This is a genomic window from Streptomyces zhihengii, from assembly GCF_016919245.1.
GTDB lineage: Bacteria > Actinomycetota > Actinomycetes > Streptomycetales > Streptomycetaceae > Streptomyces > Streptomyces zhihengii.
In genome coordinates this window covers 1,823,483-1,848,378 of record NZ_JAFEJA010000002.1, presented here as the reverse complement: position 1 = coordinate 1,848,378, position 24,896 = coordinate 1,823,483, and the positions used below count along the sequence as shown (strand labels likewise).

The window sequence follows — 24,896 nt, the reverse complement described above, 5'->3', positions numbered from 1 at the left end:
CTGCCCAGTCCTTTCGCCGCCGCATAGGTGGGAATCGTGTGTCACGGGAGACGGATCCGCATGCCGCTGCGCGGGAGGGTCGGCACCCGGGAGAGCGGGATGCGCAGGTCCTGGTGCGGCACCGTGTGGCCGAGGGAGGCCAGTTCGGTGGAGAGTGCGGCGAGCACCGTGACGGTGATGTCCTCGCCCGGGCAGCGGTGCCCGGTCGCAGGGTCGCCGCCGCCCTGGGGGATCAGGCGGTGTACGGCGCCCGGCTCTCGGAGGAACCTGTCGGGGTCGAAGCGGCGGGGGTGGTCCCACTGTGCGGGGTCGCGGTGGTGTCCGAAGATATCGAGCAGCACCATCGTGCCGGCCTTGATCCGCTGTCCGCGCCACGCCGCATCGCGCCAGGCGAGACCGCCGACGAACGGTGCGAACGGGTAGAAGCGCCGCACCTCGTGGGCGAACGCCCGGGCCCGGCTGCCGTCCTCGTCCGTCAGCAGCGCTATGCGCTGGTCCGGCCAGCGGTGCAGGGCGTGAGCGGCGAAGGCGACGAACCAGGCAATGGCCACGGTGGGCCGGACGACGTTGAGAATTTCCACGGCGACGGTGTGCGGGGCGAGAGGCAGCCCTGCCGCGTCACGGTGCCGAGCGAGAACCGCCACCGCCGAACCGTCGGCCAACCCCGGCCGGCCGGTCCTGGCGTGCTCCACCACCGGCAGCAGGGACGCCTCCTGCTCGCGTCGGGCACGGCGCGCACGGAAGTGCCGGGGCCCCGGGGTGGCGAAGCCGTCGACCATAGCGACGCAGTCGCGCGCCGTCCCTGCCGCCGATGCATCCGAGCACGGCAGACCTGCCCACTCGGACACCGCCGCGGCAAGGACCTCCGCCACACCATCGAACAGGACCACCTCCTCGCCACTGTGCCGCGCGGTCCACTCCCGCCATCCGGCCACGACACGCCCTTGCAGGTCAGCGACCCCCCTCTCGTCCATCAGCAGGCCGAGGAAGATGCCCTTGCGCACGCGATGGGATTCTCCGTCCAGCGTATGGACCGCTCCTCTACCGAAAAGCGTGTCGAGCACCGGACCGGGCAGCGCCTCGCGGCGCACGACATGATCCTCGTCGTAGACAAAGTCCACCGCTTCAGGTCCTCGCAGGAAGATCGCCGGCTGGCCCAGCACACGCGTGCGCAGCACGCCGCCACCGTGCACGTCGGACATCCGGTCGGGAAGCCAGGAGTAGCCCCGTACCGCCAGGGGCAGCGTGCTGTCAGGCAGGGAGCGCAGAAATCTCGCGACGGTCGACATGGCGCACGAGTACCCATGCCGTGCGGCCGCATGCGCCCCGACGCGGCAGGTGGGGCCGTTCGCGCGATCGACCGCCTGGCCGCGCAATCCGTGCGGCTGAGCTGCGTTCTTCTGGCCATCCGGGCACCCACCGATACCCATACGCACGCCCGTTCCAGCGAGCGGCAACGAGCGGCAGCGAGCCAGCGTGCGTGTGTGCCACAGTCCGCATGTGTGGGGCCACGTATCGCGGGACACCCGACGCTGTGCAGACATGTGACGACGCGGTTCGATCATCGTGAGTGGCGCACTCGCGCCTCCGTCACGTGCGGCGCAAGCTGAAGAGTGCACCCGAGGAAGGAAGGGCCTGATGGGTGAGACCCCGCAGAACCCGAGGACCAAGCACCCGCAGCCGGAATTCGCACAGCAGGACCAAGAGCCGCCGGGCTGGACCGGCCCAATGGACCCACGCCCTGACCACGGCGAGGACTCCTACCGAGGGAGCGGGCTGCTGCAGAACCGGGCAGCGGTGGTGACCGGCGGTGACTCCGGTATCGGGCGGGCAGTCGCTTTGGCCTACGCACGCGAGGGCGCGGACGTGCTGTTCACGTACCTGCCCGAAGAGGCGGAGGACGCCAAGGAGACGGCCCGCCTCATCGAGCGGGCGGGTCGCCGCGGCCTGGGCGTGCCGTGCGACATCCGGGAGGAAGAGCAGTGCCGTCGCCTCGTCGAGCGGGCCGTGGCGGAGTTCGGGCGTATCGATGTATTGGTGAACAACGCGGCGTATCAGATGTCGCAGCCTGAGGGCATCGCGGAGATCTCCACGGAGCAGTTCGACCGCGTGGTGCGCACGAACCTGTACGGCATGTTCTGGCTGTGCAAGATGGCAGTTCCTCACATTCCTTCGGGCGGATCGATCATCAACACCACGTCGGTGCAGGCTTACAAGCCGAGCCCTCACTTGCTCGACTACGCCATGACCAAGGGCGCCATCGTGACGTTCACCCAAGGGCTCGCGCAGATGCTGGTCGAGGACGGAATTCGAGTCAACGCCGTGGCTCCCGGCCCGGTGTGGACGCCGCTGATTCCGGCCACGCTGCCGGACACCAAAGAGTTCGGCAAGCAGGCGCCGATGGGTCGCCCTGCGCAGCCGGCGGAGATGGCGCCGGCGTATGTGTTCCTGGCTTCTGAGCACGCGAGCTTCATCACCGCGGAGATCATGAACGCCACCGGAGGTACTCCGCTTCCGTGATCTGGCGGGGAAGCAGGGGCGGGGGCGGCATGAGCACTGGAGTGAAGGGGAGAGCGGTGCGGTTGGGCCGGACGTTGAGCAACGGCCCGGGCGATCAAGGTCACCGTCCAGGCGGCCGAGGATGCAACATCGACGAACCCGACGAGCCGCACACCCGTGGACGGTGAACGACCCCGGCAACAGCAACAAGAGGAGATCCGATGCGTGCACTCACCTGGCACGGCAAGCGTGATGTCCGTGTGGAAACAGTCCCCGACCCTGTGCTCAAGGATCCGACCGATGTCATCGTGCGGGTAACGTCCACGGGTGTCTGCGGTTCCGATCTGCATCTGTACGAGGTCCTGGGGCCCTACCTCGAGCCCGGCGACATCCTCGGGCACGAACCTATGGGAATCGTCGAGGAGGTCGGCCGCGGAGTCACTGAGCTGTCGACGGGAGACCGAGTGGTGGTGCCCTTCAACGTCTCCTGCGGCCAATGCTTCATGTGTGATCGTGGCCTGCATTCGCAGTGTGAGACCACCCAGGTCAGGGAGCGCGGCACAGGTGCGGCGCTGTTCGGGTTCAGTAAGCTCTACGGCCAAGTGCCCGGAGGACAAGCAGAGTTCCTGCGGGTTCCGTTCGGCAACACCTTGCCCATCCAGGTGCCGGAAGGCCCTGCGGACGATCGTTTCGTTTTCCTCTCCGACGTCCTGCCGACCGCCTGGCAGGCTGTGGAGTACGCCGACATTCCGCCCGGCGGGACGGTGACCATCCTGGGGCTCGGACCCATTGGCGCAATGGCCGCGCGGATGGCGCTGCACCGGGGAGCCAGCCTCGTCGTGGGAGTGGACCTGGTGCCCGAGCGGCTGAGCCGCGCACAAACGGATGGCGTCAAGGCCATTGACCTGCGCCAGTACGGCAAGGACGTGGGCGACAGGATTCGCGACCTGACCGACGGGCGTGGCACGGACTCCGTCATTGATGCCGTGGGCATGGAGGCACATGGGGCGCCTCTGGCCAAGGCAGCTCAGTGGGGCGTGGGCCTCCTGCCCGGTGCCGTGGCCGAGAAAATAATGGACCGGGCCGGCATCGACCGGCTCAACGCCCTCTACGCGGCGATCGACATCGTTCAGCGCGGGGGCACCATCTCAGTAGTCGGCGTCTACGGCGGCGCCCTCGACCCGATGCCGCTGCTGACCATGTTCGACAAGCAGATTCAGCTGCGCATGGGACAAGCCAATGTGAAGCACTGGGTGGATGACCTCCTGCCGCTGCTCTCCGACTCGGACCCGCTAGGAGTCGACAGCTTCGCCACCCACCACATGACCTTGGAGGACGGGCCCAAGGCCTACCAAATGTTCCAGGACAAGGAAGATGGGATGATCAAGACGCTGCTTTCGCCCTGAGCCTACAGGCCGAGGATCTTACGGCGCCGCGGTCATTCGCTGCGGTGGTGGACGTCTTCCTGGGCGTCCTCGTTCGGGGACAGCGCATCGGACGCCTCGCCATCGTCACTGCTCCGCTCCCCGTCGCTGGTCACGCTCGTCTCGGCCTCCTCCGCCTCGTGCAGAATCTCTTCGCCAGCTGTGGACGGGCTCTCCTTGACCTGTTTGGCCTCGCGCTTGGGATGGTGAGTGCTCATAGGTCTCCTTGGTTATGCGGTACCCCTAAGGCACGCCTGGGTCTTGTAGACGTTGTAGCTCCCGGTCAGCGGCCGAGGGCCTTGGCCAGTTGCTGTTTGTTCATGGACAACCGGCCGTCGATGTTGCGCTTCTTGGCCTCCGCGTACAGCTGGTCCTTTGTCGGCCCCTGAGAGCCAGTGTGGGAGCGCTCGCCGCCACGCTGCGAGGCGGACTTCTTGTCCCGTGTGGAAGTCTTGCTGGCCGTTTTTGACTCGCCGGAGCGGGCTCGTTCCTTGTTCACGGTGCGCGCCGCGATCTCCTTCGCACGGCCCTTGGAGGTGCCGCGCTTCTCCGCGCTTTCCTTGATGTGTTCGTACTGACGCTCACGCTTCTTGCTGGAACCCTGCGGCATGACGTACTCCTTGCAGTCCGGGTGCGGTCCACCGGGCGGGGTGCCCGACGACCCTCCGCGTACCCTCCGGTGGGCCTCTCATCCAGGATCCGGAGTGGTCTCATCAGATGCGGAGTCCTGGTAGGTGTGCGAGCAGACTGCGACCAAACGGATGAGTAGGGCCCGGCCGGCCGCAGGGAGGTTGTAGGCATACAGTGCGGTGCGGGCGGCGTCGGTCCTGGCGCGCTATGCGCTCCGTCGCCGGGGCAGGAGTGCGCGGAGGCGGGGTAGAGGCCGGTCAGCGAGCATCTTCGGAGAGACAGTGCCCGCGATGGGAGGGGCGCGCAGAGCGCCTCTTCGGGCAGACGCTGGCAGCTTGCACGACGCGGTACGAATTCATCCTCAGCCCCCGGCCACGACAGTTCACCCGGGATGCCACGCTCCGCCGTCGAAGGGCAGGCCCGGTGAAGCGCGGCTCTCATGCAGGTGGACGCCGCTCATCCCGCTCGCCAGGCGATGCCTGGCGGCGGTCAGAGCAGAGTGGCCTGCTCACACTTCCGGAGCCGGCCAGCATTGCGCGGACCGGTCCCGTCGCGACAGCGCTGGAGGTCGCCGACTCGACACGGTCCCCTGGCGGCACGACGCGGTGGTCCGGCTCCGGCGCTACGCTGCTATGCCGTGACGCAGACTCGGCTCGACCTCGCCCGCATACGGCAAGCCCGCCATGTCGTCGATCCCGTCTTCCTCAACACGCCGCTCTACCGCTGCGAGGCGCTGGAACCGGTTCTGGGGTGCGCGGTGAGCATCAAGCTGGAGACGGCCAACCCGGTGCGCAGTTTCAAGGGTCGTGGCACCGAGCTGGTCGCGAGTCTGCTCGCCGGCAGCGCTGCGCCGGCGGCGGTGTGCGCGAGCGCAGGCAATCTCGGTCAGGCCCTGGCGTGGTCCGGGCGCACTCGGGGAATCGATATCACCGTCGTGGCGCCTCGTCGCGCTGCACGGGTCAAGCTCGACCGCATCCGCTCCCTGGGCGCCCGGTTAGAGCTGGTGGACGGTGACCACGAGGTGGCACGTGAGCGGGCGGCCGCCATCGCTCGGCACGAAGGTATCCGGCTGGTGGAGGACAGCCTCGATATCGAGACGTGCGAGGGCGCGGCAACCATTGGTCTGGAACTCGTCCGCAGCACGCCGACGTTCGACACGGTACTCATCGCGCTCGGTGGCGGGGCCCTGGCCACCGGTGTCGGGCATGTGGTGAGGGCGCTGGCGCCCGGGATGGAGGTGGTTTGCGTTCAGCCGCACGGCGCACCGGCCATGACATTGTCGTGGCACGCCCGCCGGGTGATCACCACCGACTCGGCGGACACCATCGCCGACGGCGTCGCCGGCCGGCGGCCCATCCCGGCGGTTCTGGACGACCTCCTCCTGGTTGCGGACGACGCCGTCCTCGTCCAGGAGGCGTCAATCACCGCCGGGATGCGTCTGCTTCTCGACCACGCGGGTCTCGTCGTCGAGCCGTCAGCCGCGCTCGGTATCGCCGCGATCCTGGAGGACCGGGACCGTTTCGCCGGTCGGCACATCGTCACCATCGTGTGCGGGAGCAATATCGACATGGACGCTTACAGGCGTTTGGTCGGCACGAGCGGTGTCCGGATCTGACCGCCTACCCGGCTTACCCGCTCCATTGACGAGACGTCCGGCACCGGCAGATTAGGCCTCGGCGCGAGTAGGTCCTGGCATCGGGTGCTTGGGTCTCGATGTCAGAGTGCACGTGCCCGCGCGGCCGACTCCAGCGCCGACGTCAGGAAGCGTGCACCGTTTCCAACTCGCCGACCTCGAATTCCTCCGCGGTCGTCATGAGTTCGCCCATCACCGGCCAGAAATAGGCCCACCCAAGTTCCGCCGCCTTCTCCTCCACATCCAACAGGACGCGTCGCCGGTCGACCGTGTCCCGGGTGCGCCGGACGAGTCCGAGCGCTCAAGCCGGTCCACCAGGGAGTGGCCCCGGGTGAGTTGCACGGCTTCATCGGCGTCGACCTCGGCATCGGGAACATCGCCACCACATCCACCGGCTTCTCGCTGCCGGCCGGAAACTGAACCGGTACCGCAAGCGGCAGCTCGACCTGCGCAAGAAGCTGCAAGGCAAAGGGACCAAGTCCGCCAAGCGCCTGCTCAAGAAGCGTTCCCGCAAGGAATCCCGCCGCACGCGGGACATCAACCACTGCATCTCCAAGACGATCGTGACCGAGGCCAAGCGCACCGGACGCGGCATAGCCCTCGAAGACCTCACGGGCATCCGCGCACGGGTACGGCATCGCAAACCCCAGCGGGTCACGCTGCACTCCTGGGCCTTCGCCCAGCTCGGGCAGTTCCTCGTCTACAAGGCGCAGCGCGACGGCGTCCCACTGGTCCACGTCGACGCTGCCTACACCTCGCAGACGTGCTGCGAGTGCGGCCACACGGACAAGAAGAACCGTGTGGACCAAGGTCGTTTCAACTGCCGGGGCTGCGGCGTCGTTGCGCACGCGGACCGGAACGCTTCCCACAACATCGCCCAGCGCGGCGTAACCGTGTGGGACGAGGGGCGGCAGTCACCCGTGGTGCCACTCGATTAGCATGATCATGGCGTCATCGGTGAGTTGTCCTTCGTGGTGTTCGAGGATGGCGTGGATGAGGCGGCGCAGGGATTCGTGGGCGGGTTCGCCGGCGGCGGTGGCGCGGATGAGGAATTCGGTGAAGGTGTCGAGTCCGAAGCGGGTACCGGCCGGTGTCCGTGCCTCGGTGATGCCGTCGGTGTAGAGCAGGACCTGGTCGCCAGGCTTCAGTTGTTCGCGGTGGACGGTCGGTGGCTGGTCGTTCAGCCGGTTCCAGCCCAGCGGCAGTTCCGGTTCGCGTTCCAAGGCGCCAGGGACGACACGTTGCGCACGGATCAGCAGCGGGGGCAGGTGTCCCTGATTCGTCCAGGTCAGCAGACCGGTACGGGTGTCGATGTGCAGAAAGATCCCGGTGCAATATCGCTCGGGGAAGGCGTCGGCGATGGCGCGGTCGACGGGGCAGGTGAGTTCGTCGAGGTCTGCGCCGTCGCGCCGAGCGTTGCGGCAGCCGGCGAGTGCCACTGCGGAGGTAAGGCCGGCGCGCAAGTCGTGGCCCATGGCGTCCAGGATCGCGGCGTGAAAGGTCTCGTCGATCAAGGTGTGATCGAACGCGTCGCCGCCGATGCGGTAGGCGGGTTCCATCATTGCCGAGGACGTGACGTCCGGAGTCTTGAGCGTACGGGGCGGCAGGAACGCCCAGACCATCTCGGCGGGCAGATCCATCGGTCGGGTGCGCTGGAGACGGACGAACGTGTCGCTGTGCGCGCCCTTCGACAGGACGATGAGCGTGAGGAGAAGGGCCAGGGCCCGGCAGAAGCGCAGCCGGGGCGCATCCACGCTGGCACAGCGCACCCCGAGTACCCCGACGCGTTCAATGCCGTCCTGCATGGGCACCCAGACATCCATGCCGCCGGACTCGGCCTCCACGACCCGCGGCGAACTCGTGCGGTAGGCCCACCCGGGCATGCTGTGATCGATCGGGAACACCGGCTGCTCTGCCGTGGTGGCGTCCGGCAGCGGTATCAGTACCTCCTGCTGCACATCGGCCAGGTACAGCGTCACATTCTCGATCCCCAGCCTTGCTGCCACTTCGCCCACCAGCTCGGGCAGCCCGCTGGGTGAGGCTGTCTCGGCCTGGCGCAGGATTGTTTCCAACGCCCGGTGCTCCTCGACACGCATGGTGTCCATCGGGCTCCTCCAGCCCGCCCAGGGACGGCAAACGATCGCGAATCGCCAGCTCGCGGGGCGGCGCCCTGGGGGCGGAGAGCGGAGCGGACGGTCGGGGCGTTCCGCGCCCCGCCCCTGCGGTGCGCCGTTGCAACGCAAGCGGATCGGCACGCCAAACGGTGTACCCATATGCAGGCACCGAAAACCGCCTCGGGCACTCGGCTCTTCGCCACTCCAGGGCGGGCTTTGCTCTGCCGCTTGGCCTTGCGCACGGCAGTCGGGTGAAGCACCGTGCCCCTGACGCGGTGCGGGCGTTTATCAAAATGGCACTGCTTTCGCCCTACGGCATTGCCCGGGCCCCGCTTCTTGCTGCCACGCGGGCGGGGCCCGCAACTCGGCTCCCCCGGCATGCCACACATCGTCGGCGGTCACTTTCGGAGGTGCTGCTCGACGGACAGGCAAGAGCGGCAACTCGCTCGAAGCCTCGTCCCAGCAGGGCAGGGTGTGGACTCAGCCGACAGGACCTTTGGCGCCTTGGACTGAAAACCGGGCTGTGCTGTCGAGCCTAGAGCTCGCACCGACACGTAGCGACACAAGCCCAGGCTGGAGCGCGACGCGAACGTGGGTATCGCGAGTTGCGGCTCTATGCTCGCTGCTGATCAACGGGTGCCGAGTGCAATGGCGTAGGCGAGGAAGAACAGGGCGCAGACGACAACGAGCGCCCAGATGATGATCAAGGGTCCTTTGCCCCAGCCCCGCCGGGGCGGCCGGCGCGGACCGGTGGACGTACTCATACCGGCCTCCGCAGGCGGCGTCTCGCCGGGCGGCACACCACCCCCATTGTCGAGTCCGGAAGTTGTCCTGGGGTCCGGGTCGGGATTACTGGGTGTATTCACGCGCCGCTCCTTCCGCTCGTTGACGTGATGGTGGCGGGCCCACGCCCGACGTCGGCGGCAACGCGAAGTCGATAGGAAGAAGCGCTGCCTGTCGCAGTTGCAGCGGGGCGAAGCGATCCGGTCGACTCCTGCGCGATTCCGCAAGGCTTCCTGGTCTCACCCCGCCAGACGATGGGAGCACCCGACACGGCGCCCTATTCCTTTACGTCGGTTGGGAGAGACGCAGCGGCTCGGCAGAGGCGGCTCCGGCCCGGTCCGAGCACGCCTGGCTTGTGGCCGCGAGCGCGACGTCCATCCGGGGGTGGATGACCATGCGGTGCCGTGCGGCAGCCTCTCCTGCTTGCAGGAGCCGTCTGACCGGCGCGCTGTGTGTCACCACGGAGAGCAGCTCGTTCCGATCGCGGCCGCGTCGGTGGGCGCGTCGCACCGCGGTGGCTGTTGAGGCGCTGCATGCGGCGTCCGCGATCACGACAACAACTGGTGCGGGGTGATGAGCGCGCATCAGTTCGGCGAGTCGCCGTGCCAGGTCTGCCCGTTCGTCGTGGGCCGGGTCGTCATGGATCGTGATCACCAGGATGCCGTGCTGGTATCGCTGCGACAGCATCGCCGTGTTCACCACTGTGCTCTACCTCCCGGGTCGTTCCAACTTCTCTCCCTGCGTCTTTCCATCAACGCGGCCGGTACCGTCGCATCGGCCGATGGTTCGTCGTGCGTCAGGAGCGGTTCGTTCCGCGGACAGGCGGAGCGGGAGTCGTGGGCTCTTCATGGTCGGCCGGACCGGCGTTCGTCTCGTCGTTGTCGAGCGCTTCCCTCATCGCGGTTCCTGCGGCGTCGGCCGTGCTCGCCCCGATGCGGCGCAGGTGCGCCCTGCGTTGCGCGGCCCGCAGAGTGTTGGCGTGCGCGTCCTTCGGGGGACGGCCTTCGTCAGGTTGGGTCATGGCGGTCCACTCCCGGGGATACCCGCCCGTGCTGTGAGCGGGGGCGGCTGCTCGGTTTGGAGTGATTCTGCGGTCTGATCAGGGCCGGCGCGCAGGGTGGCCGAGGGCGAGACGCCGTAGGCGGCGCGGTAGGCGGCGGCGAACCGTCCCTGATGGTTGAAGCCCCACCGGGCAGCGATGGTGATCACGCTCGCGCCGTGCGGGGTTGCGGCGACGAGGTCGGTGTGGGCGTGGAAAAGCCGCACGCGCCGCAGGTAGCCGAGTGGGGTGGTGTCGGCATGGCGGCTGAACGCGTACTGGACAGCGCGGGGGGTGACGAAGACGGCGGCCGCGATGTCGGCGAGACCGATGTCGCGGTGGGCGTTGTCCTCGATGAACGCCGTCGCCCGGCGCAGCGTCTCAGGTCCTGCATCGTGGTTGCCGGGCCAGCCCAGTCCGTCGTCCATTGTCGTGTTAGGCAGGGCGGATAGGGTGACGGCTGCTAGATGCCGCACGGCGGTCTCCACCACCAGGTTGTTCCCGTCGGGACCGGCCAAGACGTGATCACGCAGGAAGGAGACCGTCACCCCCAGGCTCCGGTTGGCTGCCGCGTCGACGGGCTGCTGGCCGGTGAAGCGCACCGGGCCGCCGCTGGGTACTGCGCCCTCCGCGACCTGGTCGAGCAGACCGGGGTCGAACAGGGTGACCGTGCACCGTGCGGCACACAGCTCACCGGTGCAGGGGCGGTCGGGCTGGGCGAGCAGGAATGTCTCCCCCGGCCCGTGAACAACTCGGCGCCCTGTGGTGGTGTCGGCGACCGCACCGTGGTGGACGGTGATCAGGCAAACCCTTCCGAGGGCGGCCGCGTCGTAGGACAGAGTGGAGTCGACATCGAGACGGTCCATGCTCAGGCCGTCCGACGAAATCCGCTCCACCTGTACCCCCACCGCATGCCCATGGTTCCCGAGCCGTATGGGTGCATAGGCCCAGGACAGGAACTCCTGCACCTCCGCCAGTCTGTGGCTGCGGAACTCCAGCGATCTCATGATCACATCCCGTCCCCGGCGAGCCCCGGCACACTCGCGACGCTACGCCTGCTGCCCAGAAAGCGAAACCCGCGCCACGCAGAGATTTGCCGTTCGCCCCGCCATGGCTTCCGCGTGTTCGGCTGATCAAGGGTCGTCCGTGCCCGGTCGTCTTCGCTCCACGGTCCGGGGCGGGGTCGCAGCGTCCCCATAGCGAACACTTGATCGTCGTGGACCGGTGCGCAGGCGTACTGCCCGGCCAAGGGGCATGGTGACAGCACCACAACAATGGACGAACGCAGTGTGCGAGGGAGTGGTGTCCAATGCTTATGGCGCATCCGGCGGTACTGGCGAATCTCATGGAGCAGTACGACACGCTGCGCATCCTGCATGCAGAGAACGGCGACAAGGAAGTACAGCAGCGCATGCAGGACATCGCCTACACCTTGTGCGTCTCCACCGGCACGCGTGACATCGACTCCGCGCTTGTCGCCGCCCGTCACCAGCTGCCTGGAGCCCGCCCCCTGGACGACTCCGTCCTCAGCACCTAGTTCGACCGAGCGCCGCCGCCGTCCGCAGGTCTGAAATGCGGACGGCGGCGGTCTGTCCGCACTCTGATTCGCGCCTGCCCACATGGATGACGTCACCTTTCCGTCGCCGTTCCTATCAGGCCACCCTGATGTCGGTGCTCTCCTGGCTGCGTCTCACGAAGGACCGTCAAGTCCTTGCCGCCGCCAACTGGCGAGAGGGCCGTTTCGTGGCCGGGGACTTCCATGCGGCACCGCAGCCCGGAGCCCTGCAGCCGTCGGCGCTGCGTCGGGCCGTCGCCCTCATCGACGACAACGCCGGGCGTCCGATCCCCCTGGCGGACATCGCCGCCGCCGCGGGCACCACCACAAGGGCCACGTAGTACGCCCTCCGTCGTCACTTCAACACGCCTCCGATCGGCTACCTGCGCACCGGGTACGCCTGAAGCGCGCCCGTGCCGAGTTGCTCACAGTCCAGCCCGGGGATGGCACGCGGGTGCGGGGGGCGCACGCTCCTGGGAGTTCGCCACGCCCGGGGGGCGGTTCTCAGTCCACTGCCGGCAGCCGTAGGGTCACTCCCCCGGTTGACGTAGGCCGCTGACGGCGCCGTGGCATCTCGGCGGCGACAGGCGGGCCTGCGCGCGGATGCCCATGACGGTGCCTTCTGCCGTGATGGGCACGGCGATCGCGGTGGGCAAGATCATCAACACACACGCCCAGACGGCCGCTTCCCCCTGCATCGCCAGCAGCACGCACGAGTCGGCCCGAAGGCCGTGTGCACCGCCGGAGGGCGCTGTGAGGAGGACGAGAGCGGTGACGAGGGCCCTGGCCACCCCGCCGAAACAGCGGCGACCTGGCCCGGCACCCAGGACATCGCCGAGGATGGAGAAATACAGCAGCCGGGAGTAGCTCTCGGCGGAGCGCCCGGGCGCCGTCCCAGGGCCGGCAGCGGCATCGAGTGTTCGCATGCGCCGTCGCCCACCAGCACCCCCGTCAGGCTCTCTACCCCGCTCTTGGCGACCGGTCGGCGGAAAGTGGCCCCGTCCAGTGGCGACGGCGAGGGGATGCGGTCGTGGTCGTTGCCTCGGCGCAGCTGTACGACTGCCGGGGTGGCCAGTTCCACGGACGACATCGGTTGCGCCCACGGGGCGGGGTTCGACACTGTCACCGCCCTACAGGGTCGCCGAGCGCGGTCGCTCCCCCCACCGCGGCCGGTGCACGGGGCACGGGCCGCGGCACGGGCCGGAGCGTCAGACCCCGCTCGGGAAACGTTCCCAGACCCGGTGGGCCGCGAGCAGTTCCATCACGGGCCGCACGCCCTGGGAGTCGTCCGCGACGACGACACCGGAGTCGTCGGCGGAGACGCCGACCGCTTCGAAGAGTGCCCGGGCACCGCCCCAGCCGGCGAGGGCCTTACCGTGCCGGTACGCCTCGATGAGCAGTGCCAGGACACGTGGGTCGGTGGTCACCGGCCTGGGGTGGCCCGCCTTCGCGTCGCGGGCACCATAGGCGTCCGCTCCTGCGGCGGGCGAGCCTGCGAAGACCAGGGCGTCGAATTCGACGGACCGGGCGGTCGCGAAGGTGCGCTGGACGGTGACGGGCGAATCGCCGCCGCCGAGTACCCCGCCTGTCGGAGCGACGACGAGCGGCACCATTCCGGCGTCGAGGACGGCCTCACGGAGGTCGGCCACGCCGGCCAGGTCGCCGGCCCCGTCGGTGACGATGCCGATGACGCGCCCGTCGAGCGGCCAGGTACGGCCGACCTGGGAGAGCGCGGGGCTGGGGCTGACGTCGGCCAGGGGTTCGGAGGGGTCGGGGACCGGCAGGCCGAGCCCGGCCGCGACCTGTGCGCACAGCTCGCCGTCGACGTTGGCGAGCACGGCCAGTGTTCGTTCCTTAACGGCCTGCTCGTAGCACTTGCCCAGTTCGAAGGTGTAGGCGGCGATGATGTGCTCGCGTTCCACGGGGCTCATGCTGAGCCAGAACAGCCTCGCCTGGGAGTAGTGGTCGGAGTAGGACGCCGGGGCTTCGCGGACCTTGCGCCCGGCCGGTACCTCGACGGGCACCTCGATGAACGCGCCCGCGTCGGCGCCCGCGAAGAACGGGCAGCCGCCGTCGAGGCTGTTGGGCTTGTACGGGGCGGCCCCGCGGTGCACAGCGGTCTGATGCATGCCGTCACGCTGCATGTCGTTGACGGGCGCGTGGGTCCGGTTGATCGGCAGCTGCGGGAAGTTGGGGCCGCCGAGCCGGCTGATCTGCGTGTCGAGGTAGGAGAAGTTCCGTCCGGCGAGCAGCGGGTCGTCGGTGGCGTCGATGCCGGGTACCAGGTGGCCGGTGTGGAAGGCGACCTGCTCCACCTCGGCGAAGAAGTTCGACGGGTTCTTGTTCAGCGTCAGCAGCCCCAGGGGCTGCACGGGTGCGAGTTCCTCCGGGACGATCTTCGTGGAGTCGAGGAGGTCGATTCCCTCGAACATCTGGTCGTCGGTGTCGGGGAAGGTCTGGATGCCCAGCTCCCACTGGGGGAACGCCCCCGCCTCGATGGCGTCGAAGAGGTCGCGCCGGTGGAAGTCCGGGTCCACGCCGGCGATGATCTGCGCCTCCTCCCACACCAGGGAGTGCACGCCGAGTTTGGGCTTCCAGTGGAACTTCACCAGCGTCGTCACGCCTTCGGCGTTGACGAGGCGGAAGGTGTGGACGCCGAAACCCTCCATCATCCGGTAGGAGCGGGGAATCCCGCGGTCCGACATGTTCCACAGGGTGTGATGGGTCGCCTCGGTGTGCAGGGAGACGAAGTCCCAGAACGTGTCGTGGGCGCTCTGGGCCTGCGGGATCTCCCGGTCCGGATGCGGCTTGCCCGCGTGGATGACATCGGGGAACTTGATGGCGTCCTGGATGAAGAACACCGGGATGTTGTTCCCGACCAGGTCGAAGACACCCTCCTCGGTGTAGAACTTGGTCGCGAAGCCGCGGGTGTCGCGCACGGTGTCGGCGGATCCGCGTGAGCCCAGCACGGTGGAGAAGCGTACGAACACCGGCGTCTCGACATCCGGGCCGAGGAACGCCGCCTTGGTGACCCCCTGCGCGGTGCCGTACGACCGGAAGACTCCGTGCGCCGCGGAGCCGCGGGCGTGGACCACGCGCTCGGGGATCCGCTCGTGGTCGAAGTGCATAAGCTTTTCGCGCAGATGATGGTCCTGAAGCAAAACGGGCCCCCGGGGACCGGCCTTCAGGGAGTGGTCCGAATCATGCACCCGGGTGCCCTGCGCGGTGGTGAGGTACGCGCCGCTCTGCGCGACCCTGGCCTGTTCCGCGCCGGTGGGCTGCCCGGTCGGGCTGACGGTCTCGGGGCCGCTCTGGTCCGCCTTCGGCGGCAGCGGTCCGACCGGCTTCGTGGGCTCGGCCACCGGCGGGGAGACCGGGCCCGGCTTACCCGGGACTCCTTCCTCAGGGCCCTCGGCAACCGCGGGACCGTCGTGCACGGCGCCGGCGATCGCGTCGGCGACCGCCCTCACCGGGTTCTTCTCGGACATGGCTCTCTCCAGACACAGGGTGACGGTGCCCTACACCTGTGTCCTCGGCTTGGCCGTTCGAACCTGGGAATAGTCTGTCCGGCCCCTTCCACGGGCCGCGCGGCCTTGGACGCTGCATCCGAGTGGCGGCCCTGGGTTCGTTTCTGGGCTGTCATCCGCTGCGCGGGTGACATGCGCACTGGCAGACGATGATCGCCACAGGCCCGGCGGAGCAAGGGTGGTGCCGCCGGGGGCTGGGTCGCGTCCTTGGTAACGCCGGAGCCGCGTCGACCGGCGAACGAACACTTTCGTCGACATCGGTGAGCGTCCCCGGGTCCCGTGTCGGCGCTGATCAACTGGGCACCCCGTCCTACGTGCAGTGAGGAGACAACGATGGGTGGTCGGCAGACGGTACGCGCGGTGGCCGGGGACCTGCACACCGTACGGGTGGCGTCCGTGCCCGCAGGTCATGTCTATGTACGGCATTGCTCCGACCTCCAGGGCGCCGACGGTGTCGTCCGTCTTCGGGATCCCCGACCGAACGGAGCTCCCAGCACGTCTCAGCGGTGGTGGCCCCCGGTGATGCTGGCTCCCCGGTGGATCGCTTCCCACCACGAGGACTTCGACATCTTCCATCTGCACTTCGGCTTCGACGCGCAGGGGCCGGAGCGCCTGCGGGAGTTGGTGTGCGCGCTGCGCCGTCACGGCAAGCCGTTCGTCTACACCGTGCACGACCTGCGCAACCCTCATCAGCGCGATCCCGCCCCTCATGAGGCGGCGCTGGACGTGCTGATCCCGGCGGCGGACGCTCTGGTGACCCTGACCCCGGGGGCGGCGGCCGTCATCGGCCGGCGCTGGGGGCGTGAAGCCCAGGTTCTGCCGCACCCCCATGTGGTCGATTTCGCGCGGCTGGCAGAGCCCCGGCCCGTGCGGGATCGCTTCACGGTGGGCATCCACGCCAAGAGTCTGCGCCCCAACATGGCCGTCCTGCCGGTGGCGCGGGCCGTCGCGGGCGCCGTCGCGGAGCTGCCCGACGCAGAACTGCTGGTCGACGTGCACCGCGACGTCGCCGAACCGGGCGGCGCCGCGTACTCCCCGACGCTGATGGAAGGGCTGGCCGGACTGGCGCGGCGCACTCCGCTCCGCGTCCGGGTGCACGACTACTTCAGCGACGCCGAACTCTACGACTACCTGTCACGTCTCGACCTTTCGGTGCTGCCCTATGCCTTCGGGACCCATTCGGGCTGGCTGGAGGCCTGCTACGACCTGGGGACGGCGGTGGCGGCGCCGAGCTGCGGCTTCTATGCCGAGCAGCGTCCGTGTCTGACCTACGGCCACACCCAGGACGACGGTGTCGACGTGCCGTCGCTGCGGGCGGCGGTGGTCGCCGCGTACCGGGACCGGTGTGCGCCCCGTGCGACCGTCGAGGCCCGCCGCAGGGAACGCGCTGATCTCGCCGCGGCCCATGACGTGCTGTATCGCGGAACGTTGGCGTGACGCGTATGCGGGTTGCGCTGATCGCCTCCAGCCGGCACCCGGTGCGCGAGCCGTTCGCCGGCGGACTGGAGGCCCACACCTGGTCCCTCGCCCGGGTGCTTACCCGTCGCGGCCACAAGGTCACCCTCTTCGCCGCTCCGGGATCCGACCCCGAGCTGGACGTTCTGGAGCTCCCGGTGCGCCGTGCCGTGCTGAGCGAGGCTGCGCGCGCCGACGTGAGCATGCCCGATCCAGCACGGATGGACGAGCACCACGCCTACCTGCGGCTGATGCTCGACCTGGCACGCGACGGCGATCTGAGGTTCGACGTGGTGCACAACAACAGCCTGCACTACCTGCCGGTGGCGATGGCGTCGGCGCTGCCGCTGCCCGTGGTGACCACGTTGCACACTCCACCCACCCCTTGGCTGGAGTCCGCCGTGCAGGCACAGGACGACTGCCCGGTGGTGTTCACCGCGGTGAGCGACTTCACCGCCGGCGCGTGGCTGGCGACGGTGCCGGCCGCCCGTGTCGTGCGCAATGGCATCGACACCCGCCTGTGGCCCGTGGGGCAGGGCGGCGGAGGGCTCGTGTGGTCGGGTCGGCTGGTACCCGAGAAGGGGCCCCACCTGGCGATCGAGGCGGCACGGCGGGCAGGCCTCCCCCTGGTCCTCGCCGGCCCGGTCGGCGACCGGGCCTACTTCGAGGAGCAGGTCGCCCCCGGTCTGGGCGGCGACATCGTCCATGCCGGGCACCTGGCCCAGGCGGACCTCGCGGAACTGCTGGGCCGCGCCGACGCCGCGCTGGTCACGCCGATGTGGGACGAACCCTACGGCCTGGTCGTCGCAGAAGCGCTGGCCTGCGGAACCCCCGTGTGCGGCTTCCGGCGCGGGGCACTACCGGAGATCGTCACCCCCGCGTGCGGCGTCCTGGGGCCTCCCGGGGATGCCGCCGCGCTGGCACGGCTTCTGCCCCGGGCCATGGCGCTCAGCCGGCACGCGGCGCGGGAGCGCGCGGTGACGTTTTGCTGCGTGGAACGGGCGGCCGACGCCTACACCGCGCTGTACGAGGAGGTGGCGGCGTGATCGGGTACTACGTGCATCACCAGGGGCGAGGGCACCTGCAGCGTGCCCAGTGCATCGCCGCGCACGCCGGTGAGGCCGTCACGGTCCTGTCGTCCCTGGAGAGACCGCCGTCGTGGCCCGGACACTGGGTGGACCTGCCCCATGACGCCGCCGGAACCGCCCGCGAGCCGACGGCCCGGGGAAGGCTCCACTGGGCGCCGCTGCACCATCCCGGTCTGCGGGGCCGGATGGCGCGGATCGCCGGATGGATCGACCGCGCGTCGCCGGCACTCTTCGTCAGCGACGTGTCGGTCGAGGCCGCCGTCCTCGCCCGGCTCATGGGCGTGCCGCTGGCGGTCGCTGCCATGCGCGGCAACCGCGGGGACCCGGCGCATGAACTGGCCTACGACATGGCGGACGCGCTGCTCGCACCCTGGCCCGCGCAGGTTCCCGAGCCCGGCTGGCCGCCTCACTGGACGTCCAAGACGGTCCACACCGGGGCATTCTCCCGCTACGACGGGCGGCGACGCCAGCCGCGCCCGGCCGACGGCCGGGACGTGCTCGTCATGCTGGGCGGCGGCGGGGACGAGGTGTCGGCGCAGGACCTGGCGGCGGCTCAAGCCGCGACACCGGGCTGGCGCTGGACGGTCCTGGGCGGAACGTCCGGGACCTGGACCGACGACCCGTGGGAGATGCTGTGCCGCGCGCGGGTGGTGGTGACGCACGCGGGCCAGAACGCCCTCGCCGAGTGCGCGGCCGCCCGCGTGCCCACCGTGGTCGTCCCCCAGAGGCGCCCGCACGGCGAGCAGCAGGCGACGGCGCATGCCCTGGACGGCGCGGACCTGGCAACCGTGCGCCACCGCTGGCCGGCACCGCCGGAATGGCCGGCTCTGCTGGAGCAGACCGCGCGACGGGACGGCGAACGGTGGGCCCAGTGGTCGGCCGGAGACGGTGCCGCGCGCGCGGCACGTGCTCTGGAACGTCTGGCGTCGCGGCACTCGGAGCAGACGCCGTGAACATCGCCGTGATCACCCCCGTCGCGGGCCGCCATTCCCACCTGCGCCTCCAGCACGCAGGGCTGCGGCACGGAGGCCGACGCCCCGACCACTACGTCGTGGTCGCGATGGGCGACGAAGAGGTGCGCACGGTGACGGCGGACGGGGAGCCCCCGGCCGAGGTGATCGACGTGCCGGTACGCGACGGCCGCCTGCCGCTCGCGGCCGCGCGGAACGCGGGGGCCCACCGCGCCCTCACAGCCGGCGCGGACCTCCTCGTCTTCCTCGACGTCGACTGCGTGCCCTCCCCCACCCTGCTCACCCGGTACGCGGACGCGGCCGCGCCCGGCGTGCTGCTGTGCGGGCCGGTGGCATACCTTCCGCCGACTCCCGACCGCGGGTACCGTCTCGGGGAACTCCCGGCCCTGGCCTCCCCTCACCCCGCACGACCCGCGCCACCCGCCGGCGTCGTGGTCAGGGGCGGCGACCCCCGGCTGTTCTGGTCGCTCTCTTTCGCCCTCACCGCCCACACCTGGCGGCAGGTGGGCGGATTCTGCGAGCAGTACACGGGCTATGGCGGGGAGGACACCGATTTCGCGGCTACGGCGACCCGAAGTGGGGTCGACCTGTGGTGGGTCGGCGGCGCGGAGGCGTACCACCAGCACCACCCCGTGCACACGCCCCCCGTCCACCACCTCGACGACATCCTGCGCAACGGCGCTCTCTACAAGAAGCGTTGGGGCTCATGGCCGATGCTCGGCTGGCTGCGCGAGTTCGCCCGCATGGGCCTCGTCGTCCACCACCCCGCCACCGACACGTGGAGACGGACCGGCCCTGGGCAGTGACACGGCGGGCCGTTCCAGATGTGGCCCCGGCCCGGACCCGACACTGTGAGCGTGACCCGGATGACGCGGGACTCGTTACTCGAACGACGCGCCCAGCCGTCGTTTAACCGAGCAGGTCGCAAGAATGTTTGGGCACCTGTGAGCGGGTACCCCCCGTTGGTGCCGTCTTGCTGTGGTGGGTCGTGACGGCACACCGGATGGATGAGGGGCGGGGCGGCGAAACGGCTGCCCCGCCCCTACCTGTCGGCGAAACAAAAGCCACTGATGACAAGGACAGGCCGTTCGGGGGAACGGCAGTCTGTGCGAGCCTCGTAAGCACGTGGCTACCACATACGACCTCTTGCGCCGCCTCTCCGCCCGCGGCACCTCACGGCCGGGGAAAGCAGACAAAGCGCCTAACCTGCCGGAGCGCCTGGCACCACCGCGTGGGTTCGGTTGCAAGGCTCAGTTCGCCTCCGGGACGCCTGAGACGGTCCCGACGGTCGACCGTGTTCGATCCCTCGATCCTCGGCACAAGTCTTTGCGTCACTCGGCCGCTCCGGAGGCAGCGTGTGGAACGCCCGCGCCCGGGCACTCGCCGAGCACACCGTCTCGGGACGCGCGGAGGCCCTCATGACCGTTCCCTCGCTCCCCGGCCAGGCTGGCTCCTACTGGATGCTCAGCACGCCGGAGACCTCCTTCCCGCCACTGCGCGGCACCACCACGGCAGACGTGGCCGTCGTGGGCGCAGGTATCGCCGGCCTGAGCACCGCCTGGGAGCTATCCAGGGCCGGACGAAGCGTCGTGGTGCTGGAGGCGGACCGCGTGGCCGCGGGCGTCACCGGGCACACCACCGCGAAGGTCTCCGCACTGCACTCCCTCGTGTACCAGAACCTCGCCCGTAAGCAGGGCAGGGACGCGGCACGGCTCTACGCGGCAGCTCAGCACGACGCGGTGGAACGGCTCGCCTCCGTGGTGGAGGAACTGGCCATCGACTGCGACCTGGAGCGGGCCGCCGCCTACACCTACGGCACGGACCCCGCGTCGCGCCCGGATATCGAGGCCGAGGCCCGCGCCGCTGCCGACGCAGGCCTCCCGGCGGGGTACGTGACGACGACGGAGCTGCCGTTCGCGAAGGCCGGCGCCGTCCGGCTCTCCGACCAGCTCCAGTTCCACCCGCGCAAATACCTGCTCGCCCTGGTCAGAGAACTCACCGCGCGAGGGGTACGCGTCTTCGAGAACAGCCGAGTGACAAAGCTGTCCGAGGGCACGCCGTGCCGGGTGACCACCGAGGACGGGTCGCAGGTGGTGGCACGTGACGTGGTCGTCGCAACGCACTACCCCGTCTTCGATCGGGCTCTGCTCTTCGCCCGGATGTCCCCGCGACGCGAACTCGTCGTCGCCGCGCCGATCGCCGAGCACCAGGCACCGCGGGGCATGTACATCACTGAGGACGAGGGCAAGCGCTCGGTGCGCTCCGCTCCGCTCGATCCGGGACGTCGGCTGCTCGTCGTGACGGGAGAGAGCTTCACTCCCGGGACCGGGGACCCGCACGCGTCGTTCCGGGAGCTGGACTCATGGATGCGCGAGCGATTTCCCGTGGAGGCCACCGCCTACCGGTGGGCAGCACAGGACAACGACCCGAGCGACACGGTGCCGTTGATCGGAGCGTTCCATCCCGGCGCCCGGCATACCTGGGTGGCCACCGGCTTCGGCGGCTGGGGCATGACCGGCGGGGTCCTCGCAGGGCGGCTGCTCGCGGCCCTGGTAACCGGGGTGGGCGAGGCACTGCCCTGGGCGGGGTTGCACGATCCGCGCCGACTGGCGAGCACGCTCAAGCAGGCACCCACCCTCCTGCGCCAACAGGCCGAGGTCGCCCAGCACTTCATCGGCGATCGGCTGAAGGCCGGGCCCGCGAACAGTGTGGAGGACATTCCCCCTGGCAGGGGCACAGTGGTTCGCGTCGAGGGCCGTCCCTGTGCTGTCTACCGCGCACCCGACGGCTCTCTGAACGCGGTATCGGCGCGGTGTACCCACCTGGGCTGCCTGGTCGCCTTCAACGAAGCCGAAGTCGCCTGGGAGTGTCCGTGCCACGGATCCCGTTTCGGCGTGGACGGCAAGGTGCTGCACGGCCCCGCTGTGCACCCCTTGGAGAAACGAGATCCGTTCGTCGAATGAAGAGGCCAGTCCTCGAGTCGACCGGTAACGGAGCTCAGGACAGGGCGAAGCCTCGTGTCGCTGTTCGACCCGCGCAGCCTGCAGCGCCTCGCGTCGGCTCGTCCGGGGAGGTCCGCCGCAACGCGACTCCCGGCCGGTCAGAGCGGCCGTCGCGCGGGTGGGCGGTGCCCGGCCCCGGCTCACGGGAGCGCCGGAGAGACGACTGACCCAGCCCGGTGAGCGTGACCAGACGCTGCCCGGCGGCCGCCTTCCGCCCCCAAAGCGTTCGGCAAGGAACCCTGCGAGCCGAGAGGCAGGCAGCAGCGCGCTCGGCACTCTCGACGATCGAGGCCTGATCAGCCGGGGCGGACCGGTGGCGGACAGGCTGAAAGGCGGCCGGCCGGCGGTGACCGCTGTCGCAACGAGGACCGGTCGGCGTGCACGGCCTCCCCTGCGGTCCCCAGCCGCCGGTGGATCCGCCGCGGCGCGCGGGGGCGCCGCCGCGCTCCCACGGGCGGCGTGCGCGATGGTGAAAGAAGCGGACGGTGCATCCCGCACCGGTCCGCGGAAGGGTGGAGGGTGATCATGGCGCATGGGCGGATGGTGCTGGCCGATGTCCTCGCCGCGGCGGAGGACCACGCCCCGGCCGGTTCGCTCGACGTCGTGGCACGCAACCTGCGCGAGCGGTTCGGCGCGCGGTACGTGTCCTTCCTGTTCGTCGACGTGATCGGCCGGCAGGTGGTGCGGGTCAGTGAGGACGCGGAATCGCCGCAGGGTCGCCGGGCCGAGCAGATCCCGCTCGCGGGAAGCGCCTACGACGAGGTCCTGCGCACCCAGAAACTCATCCACGTCCCCGGCGGCGGCTCGCAGCGGCGGCTGCTGGCACCGGTCACCAACCGCGGCGACACCCTCGGCGTGCTGGAGGTCCTCCTGCCCGGCATCGGCGACGAGGTCTTCAAGGAGGTCCAGGAGGCCGCGCACGCGCTGGCCTACATCATCGTCACCGACCGGCGCTTCACCGACCTCTACCACTGGGGCCAGCGCACCACCGAACTCAGCCTCGGCGCCGAGATCCAGCACCAGCTCCTGCCCTCGGCGCCCTCCTGCGAAGCCGCCGAGTTCACCCTCGCCGCCGCCCTCGTACCCGCGGACAGCATCGCCGGCGACACCTACGACTACACCCTCGACCTCGACACCCTGCACCTGTCGATCACCGACGCCATGGGCCACGACATCGAGGCCTCCCTCATGGCCACCCTCGCCGTCAACGCCTCCCGCCGAGCCCGCCGAGCCGGAGTCGAACTGGCCGAGCAGGCCCGCCGCACCCACCAGGCCCTCCTCGACCACGGCCACGACACCTTCGCCACCGGCCAGCTGCTCCGCATCGCCCTCGACGGCAGCGGCACCCGCATCATCAACGCCGGCCACCCGCCCCCGTTCCTCCTGCGCGACGGCCACGTCCACCAACCCGACCTCTCCGTCAACCTCCCCTTCGGCGTCACCTCCCCCATCCCCTACCGCGTCCAACACCTCGACCTGCGCCCCGGCGACCGCCTCATCCTCTACACCGACGGCATGCAAGAACGCGGCGCAGAAACCGTCGACCTGCCCGGCCTGCTGCGCGACACCACCGGCGAACACCCCCGCGAAGTCGTCCGCACCCTCACCGCCGCCGTGACCGACGCCAGCAACGGCCACCTCCAGGACGACGCCACCCTCCTGTGCCTCGACTGGCACGGCCCCCCGGCAGAACGCCACACACACGCGGGCGCCAACACCTGACGCCCCGCTCCGTGCCGCTACGGCGGCACGTTAGGGGCATCCCATTTGCCCTGGCCGCCCCAGCTCGATCGCGGCCGCGCAGTCTGCCTGGCTGGGTGAGGCAGCGCAGATCCTGAGCAACCGATGTCCCAGCGGGCCCGGACGCCAGGTGCGGCGGGGTCGGCAACCTGCAGACCTTTGGTCCGGCGTCGTCGGCGGGCGGATGGCATTGGCCCGTATTACGGGGCGGTGAGGGTGTCGAGCCGGGCGACGAGGTCGGGGTGTGCGGCGGCCAGATGGGGGCGGGTGGCGGTCAGCGGGGCGATGAGGTCGGCGGGGTCGTCGTGGGCGAGGGCCTCGTCGAGTTCACTGAGCGCGCGGCGGGCCGCGGCGGGTAGGTCGGCGAGTGCGGTGATTTGACCGGCGAGACGTCTCAAGTCGGCGGCGTTGCGGCGGGCCCGGGCGGCGGTGCTTCGGTCGGCGGCACGGGCCTGGCGGGTGGCTGTCACGCGCTGTTCGCCGGTGACCCCGGCAGGGCCGGGGCGGCCGCGCAGGTAGCGGCGCTCGGCGGCCTGGCGGCTGGAGACGCCGAGGGGCTGGGCAAGGTCGGCCCAGCTGGCGCCTGCGTCGCGCGCGGTTTCGATCAGGCCGGTTTCCCATCCGGCGAGCTGCTCGCGGAGCTGGCGCAGCAGCATCAGTGAGGCCAGGGCCTGCTCCGGGCGCGGCCCTGCATCGGACGCGTGCGGAGCTTTCTGCCGGGCTTCGCGCATGGCGTCCTCTATGGCGTCGAGGGCCGCTGAGGCAGCGAGGAAGGACGCCGGGCTGTGGGCGTCGTTGCCGGTCGTGGGCGGTTGGTCGGCCGGGGTCACGAGCACCTCCCTGGTTGTCATCGCATTGATGACAGCTTGTTTGTCATCCATTGGATGACATGTTACAACAGTGTCAGTGAGGCGCATTGGCAGTTACTGCCTGAACCTTCTGGAGGTGTTTTCACGATGTTGATGCGCACTGACCCCTTCCGTGAGCTGGACCGGCTGACGCAGCAGCTGCTGGTACCGGGGACCTGGTCGAAGCCGTCGGCTATGCCGATGGACGCCTACCGCGAGGGCGACCAGTACGTGGTGGCCTTCGATCTTCCCGGCGTCACAGCGGACGCGATCGACATCGACGTCGAACGGAACATGCTCACCGTCAAGGCCGAGCGCCGGCCGGTGGCCAAGGCCGATGACGTGCAGATGGAACTGTCGGAGCGGCCCCTGGGTGCCTTCTCCCGCCAGATCGTGCTCGCCGACACCCTCGACACCGAGCACATCAAGGCCGACTACGACGCGGGTGTGCTCACCCTCCGCATCCCGATCGCCGAGCGTGCCAAGCCTCGCAAGATCTCCATCGGCGTCGGTTCCGGACACAAGGAGATTTCCGGCTAGAGCCGGCCGGACCGGTGCGGAGGACGCGGGTACCTGACCTTCCCCTCG

The 24,896-nt window shown here is 69.7% G+C and carries 23 protein-coding genes and 1 pseudogene; 13 read left to right on the top strand and 11 right to left on the bottom strand.

Annotated elements, in window-relative coordinates; all coding sequences use genetic code 11:
• Nucleotides 1–41: 41 nt before the first annotated feature.
• On the bottom strand, nt 42–1,430 hold the full coding sequence (locus tag JE024_RS35670) for a cytochrome P450 (RefSeq protein WP_307840742.1): 1,389 nt from the start codon (nt 1,428–1,430) through the stop codon (nt 42–44).
• Nucleotides 1,431–1,638: 208 nt separating this feature from the next.
• Here JE024_RS35670 and JE024_RS35665 point away from each other — a divergent pair, with 208 nt between their 5' ends.
• Together JE024_RS35665 and JE024_RS35660 are read left to right on the top strand one after the other, a co-directional pair.
• On the top strand, nt 1,639–2,520 hold the full coding sequence (locus JE024_RS35665) for an SDR family oxidoreductase (protein WP_205377991.1): 882 nt from the start codon (nt 1,639–1,641) through the stop codon (nt 2,518–2,520).
• A gap of 200 nt (nt 2,521–2,720) precedes the next feature.
• A complete protein-coding gene (locus JE024_RS35660) occupies nt 2,721–3,905 on the top strand; it encodes a zinc-dependent alcohol dehydrogenase (RefSeq protein ID WP_205377990.1) in 1,185 nt (394 codons plus the stop codon).
• A 32-nt stretch (nt 3,906–3,937) separates the two neighbouring features.
• Here JE024_RS35660 and JE024_RS35655 read toward each other — a convergent pair whose 3' ends face one another.
• Together JE024_RS35655 and JE024_RS35650 are read right to left on the bottom strand one after the other, a co-directional pair.
• Entirely contained in the window at nt 3,938–4,141 is a 204-nt protein-coding gene (locus tag JE024_RS35655; RefSeq protein ID WP_205377989.1) for a hypothetical protein, read from the bottom strand.
• A 65-nt stretch (nt 4,142–4,206) separates the two neighbouring features.
• Nucleotides 4,207–4,533, bottom strand: a complete 327-nt coding sequence (locus tag JE024_RS35650; RefSeq protein WP_205377988.1) for a plasmid stabilization protein — start codon at nt 4,531–4,533, stop codon at nt 4,207–4,209.
• Between the two features lie 657 nt (nt 4,534–5,190).
• On the opposite strand from JE024_RS35650, the gene JE024_RS35645 reads away from it, so the two are divergent.
• Together JE024_RS35645 and JE024_RS35640 are read left to right on the top strand one after the other, a co-directional pair.
• Nucleotides 5,191–6,168, top strand: coding sequence for a threonine ammonia-lyase (locus JE024_RS35645; RefSeq protein WP_205377987.1), 978 nt, complete (start codon nt 5,191–5,193; stop codon nt 6,166–6,168).
• 351 nt (nt 6,169–6,519) lie between these two features.
• Nucleotides 6,520–7,124, top strand: a pseudogene (locus JE024_RS35640) (RNA-guided endonuclease InsQ/TnpB family protein); the annotation flags it as partial.
• Here the strand turns inward: JE024_RS35640 and JE024_RS35635 are convergent.
• The 5 genes from JE024_RS35635 to JE024_RS35615 form a co-directional block, all read right to left on the bottom strand.
• Nucleotides 7,101–8,291: a PP2C family protein-serine/threonine phosphatase gene (locus JE024_RS35635; RefSeq protein WP_205377986.1), complete on the bottom strand. Its 1,191-nt coding sequence runs from the start codon at nt 8,289–8,291 to the stop codon at nt 7,101–7,103. The pseudogene JE024_RS35640 and the gene JE024_RS35635 overlap by 24 nt on opposite strands.
• Before the next feature lie 638 nt (nt 8,292–8,929).
• The gene (locus JE024_RS35630; RefSeq protein ID WP_205377985.1) at nt 8,930–9,166 is read right to left on the bottom strand and encodes a DUF6480 family protein; all 237 of its coding nucleotides are present in this window, start codon (nt 9,164–9,166) and stop codon (nt 8,930–8,932) included.
• Between the two features lie 202 nt (nt 9,167–9,368).
• On the bottom strand, nt 9,369–9,785 hold the full coding sequence (locus tag JE024_RS35625; protein ID WP_205377984.1) for a hypothetical protein: 417 nt from the start codon (nt 9,783–9,785) through the stop codon (nt 9,369–9,371).
• A 94-nt stretch (nt 9,786–9,879) separates the two neighbouring features.
• Nucleotides 9,880–10,104: a hypothetical protein gene (locus JE024_RS35620; RefSeq protein ID WP_205377983.1), complete on the bottom strand. Its 225-nt coding sequence runs from the start codon at nt 10,102–10,104 to the stop codon at nt 9,880–9,882.
• Nucleotides 10,101–11,129, bottom strand: a complete 1,029-nt coding sequence (locus JE024_RS35615; RefSeq protein WP_205377982.1) for a helix-turn-helix domain-containing protein — start codon at nt 11,127–11,129, stop codon at nt 10,101–10,103. Before JE024_RS35615 ends, JE024_RS35620 begins: the two co-directional genes overlap by 4 nt.
• Nucleotides 11,130–11,431: 302 nt before the next feature.
• On the opposite strand from JE024_RS35615, the gene JE024_RS35610 reads away from it, so the two are divergent.
• Together JE024_RS35610 and JE024_RS35605 are read left to right on the top strand one after the other, a co-directional pair.
• Nucleotides 11,432–11,659 carry a DUF5133 domain-containing protein gene (locus JE024_RS35610; protein WP_205377981.1) on the top strand — a complete coding sequence of 76 codons (228 nt, stop codon included), beginning with the start codon at nt 11,432–11,434 and terminating at the stop codon, nt 11,657–11,659.
• 86 nt (nt 11,660–11,745) lie between these two features.
• Complete coding sequence (locus JE024_RS35605) at nt 11,746–12,018, top strand: hypothetical protein (protein ID WP_205377980.1); 273 nt, start codon at nt 11,746–11,748, stop codon at nt 12,016–12,018.
• A 189-nt stretch (nt 12,019–12,207) separates the two neighbouring features.
• Here JE024_RS35605 and JE024_RS35600 read toward each other — a convergent pair whose 3' ends face one another.
• Nucleotides 12,208–12,603 (bottom strand): hypothetical protein, encoded by a 396-nt coding sequence (locus tag JE024_RS35600; protein ID WP_205377979.1) that lies wholly within the window; start codon nt 12,601–12,603, stop codon nt 12,208–12,210.
• Between the two features lie 282 nt (nt 12,604–12,885).
• Complete coding sequence (locus JE024_RS35595; RefSeq protein ID WP_205377978.1) at nt 12,886–15,165, bottom strand: catalase; 2,280 nt, start codon at nt 15,163–15,165, stop codon at nt 12,886–12,888.
• A 561-nt stretch (nt 15,166–15,726) separates the two neighbouring features.
• On the opposite strand from JE024_RS35595, the gene JE024_RS35590 reads away from it, so the two are divergent.
• The 6 genes from JE024_RS35590 to JE024_RS35565 all read left to right on the top strand — a co-directional run bounded on the left by JE024_RS35590 (nt 15,727) and on the right by JE024_RS35565 (nt 23,442).
• Nucleotides 15,727–16,641, top strand: a complete 915-nt coding sequence (locus tag JE024_RS35590) for a glycosyltransferase family protein (RefSeq protein ID WP_372449902.1) — start codon at nt 15,727–15,729, stop codon at nt 16,639–16,641.
• Nucleotides 16,642–16,646: 5 nt separating this feature from the next.
• Nucleotides 16,647–17,705, top strand: a complete 1,059-nt coding sequence (locus tag JE024_RS35585; protein WP_244883641.1) for a glycosyltransferase — start codon at nt 16,647–16,649, stop codon at nt 17,703–17,705.
• Nucleotides 17,702–18,700, top strand: a complete 999-nt coding sequence (locus JE024_RS35580) for a glycosyltransferase (RefSeq protein WP_205377975.1) — start codon at nt 17,702–17,704, stop codon at nt 18,698–18,700. Before JE024_RS35585 ends, JE024_RS35580 begins: the two co-directional genes overlap by 4 nt.
• Nucleotides 18,697–19,524, top strand: a complete 828-nt coding sequence (locus tag JE024_RS35575; protein ID WP_205377974.1) for a glycosyltransferase family 2 protein — start codon at nt 18,697–18,699, stop codon at nt 19,522–19,524. The genes JE024_RS35580 and JE024_RS35575 overlap by 4 nt, the downstream gene beginning before the upstream one ends.
• Nucleotides 19,525–20,136: 612 nt before the next feature.
• Complete coding sequence (locus JE024_RS35570; RefSeq protein WP_205377973.1) at nt 20,137–21,681, top strand: FAD-dependent oxidoreductase; 1,545 nt, start codon at nt 20,137–20,139, stop codon at nt 21,679–21,681.
• Between the two features lie 564 nt (nt 21,682–22,245).
• On the top strand, nt 22,246–23,442 hold the full coding sequence (locus tag JE024_RS35565; RefSeq protein ID WP_205377972.1) for a PP2C family protein-serine/threonine phosphatase: 1,197 nt from the start codon (nt 22,246–22,248) through the stop codon (nt 23,440–23,442).
• Between the two features lie 218 nt (nt 23,443–23,660).
• Here JE024_RS35565 and JE024_RS35560 read toward each other — a convergent pair whose 3' ends face one another.
• Nucleotides 23,661–24,290: a type III effector protein gene (locus JE024_RS35560; protein WP_205378542.1), complete on the bottom strand. Its 630-nt coding sequence runs from the start codon at nt 24,288–24,290 to the stop codon at nt 23,661–23,663.
• Nucleotides 24,291–24,416: 126 nt separating this feature from the next.
• Between JE024_RS35560 and JE024_RS35555 the strand changes: the two genes are divergently transcribed.
• The gene (locus tag JE024_RS35555) at nt 24,417–24,848 is read left to right on the top strand and encodes an Hsp20/alpha crystallin family protein (RefSeq protein ID WP_205377971.1); all 432 of its coding nucleotides are present in this window, start codon (nt 24,417–24,419) and stop codon (nt 24,846–24,848) included.
• Nucleotides 24,849–24,896: the final 48 nt, after the last annotated feature.

Excerpts from the sequence above, each read along its gene's own strand:
- JE024_RS35670 (WP_307840742.1), bottom strand. The coding sequence starts at position 1,430 with ATGGGTATCGGTGGGTGCCCGGATGGCCAGAAGAACGCAGCTCAGCCG.
- JE024_RS35665 (WP_205377991.1), top strand. The coding sequence starts at position 1,639 with ATGGGTGAGACCCCGCAGAACCCGAGGACCAAGCACCCGCAGCCGGAA.
- JE024_RS35660 (WP_205377990.1), top strand. The coding sequence starts at position 2,721 with ATGCGTGCACTCACCTGGCACGGCAAGCGTGATGTCCGTGTGGAAACA.
- JE024_RS35655 (WP_205377989.1), bottom strand. The coding sequence starts at position 4,141 with ATGAGCACTCACCATCCCAAGCGCGAGGCCAAACAGGTCAAGGAGAGC.
- JE024_RS35650 (WP_205377988.1), bottom strand. The coding sequence starts at position 4,533 with ATGCCGCAGGGTTCCAGCAAGAAGCGTGAGCGTCAGTACGAACACATC.
- JE024_RS35635 (WP_205377986.1), bottom strand. The coding sequence starts at position 8,291 with ATGGACACCATGCGTGTCGAGGAGCACCGGGCGTTGGAAACAATCCTG.
- JE024_RS35620 (WP_205377983.1), bottom strand. The coding sequence starts at position 10,104 with ATGACCCAACCTGACGAAGGCCGTCCCCCGAAGGACGCGCACGCCAAC.
- JE024_RS35615 (WP_205377982.1), bottom strand. The coding sequence starts at position 11,129 with ATGAGATCGCTGGAGTTCCGCAGCCACAGACTGGCGGAGGTGCAGGAG.
- JE024_RS35610 (WP_205377981.1), top strand. The coding sequence starts at position 11,432 with ATGCTTATGGCGCATCCGGCGGTACTGGCGAATCTCATGGAGCAGTAC.
- JE024_RS35605 (WP_205377980.1), top strand. The coding sequence starts at position 11,746 with ATGACGTCACCTTTCCGTCGCCGTTCCTATCAGGCCACCCTGATGTCG.
- JE024_RS35600 (WP_205377979.1), bottom strand. The coding sequence starts at position 12,603 with ATGCGAACACTCGATGCCGCTGCCGGCCCTGGGACGGCGCCCGGGCGC.
- JE024_RS35595 (WP_205377978.1), bottom strand. The coding sequence starts at position 15,165 with ATGTCCGAGAAGAACCCGGTGAGGGCGGTCGCCGACGCGATCGCCGGC.
- JE024_RS35590 (WP_372449902.1), top strand. The coding sequence starts at position 15,727 with ATGCTGGCTCCCCGGTGGATCGCTTCCCACCACGAGGACTTCGACATC.
- JE024_RS35585 (WP_244883641.1), top strand. The coding sequence starts at position 16,647 with ATGCGGGTTGCGCTGATCGCCTCCAGCCGGCACCCGGTGCGCGAGCCG.
- JE024_RS35570 (WP_205377973.1), top strand. The coding sequence starts at position 20,137 with ATGACCGTTCCCTCGCTCCCCGGCCAGGCTGGCTCCTACTGGATGCTC.
- JE024_RS35565 (WP_205377972.1), top strand. The coding sequence starts at position 22,246 with ATGGCGCATGGGCGGATGGTGCTGGCCGATGTCCTCGCCGCGGCGGAG.
- JE024_RS35555 (WP_205377971.1), top strand. The coding sequence starts at position 24,417 with ATGTTGATGCGCACTGACCCCTTCCGTGAGCTGGACCGGCTGACGCAG.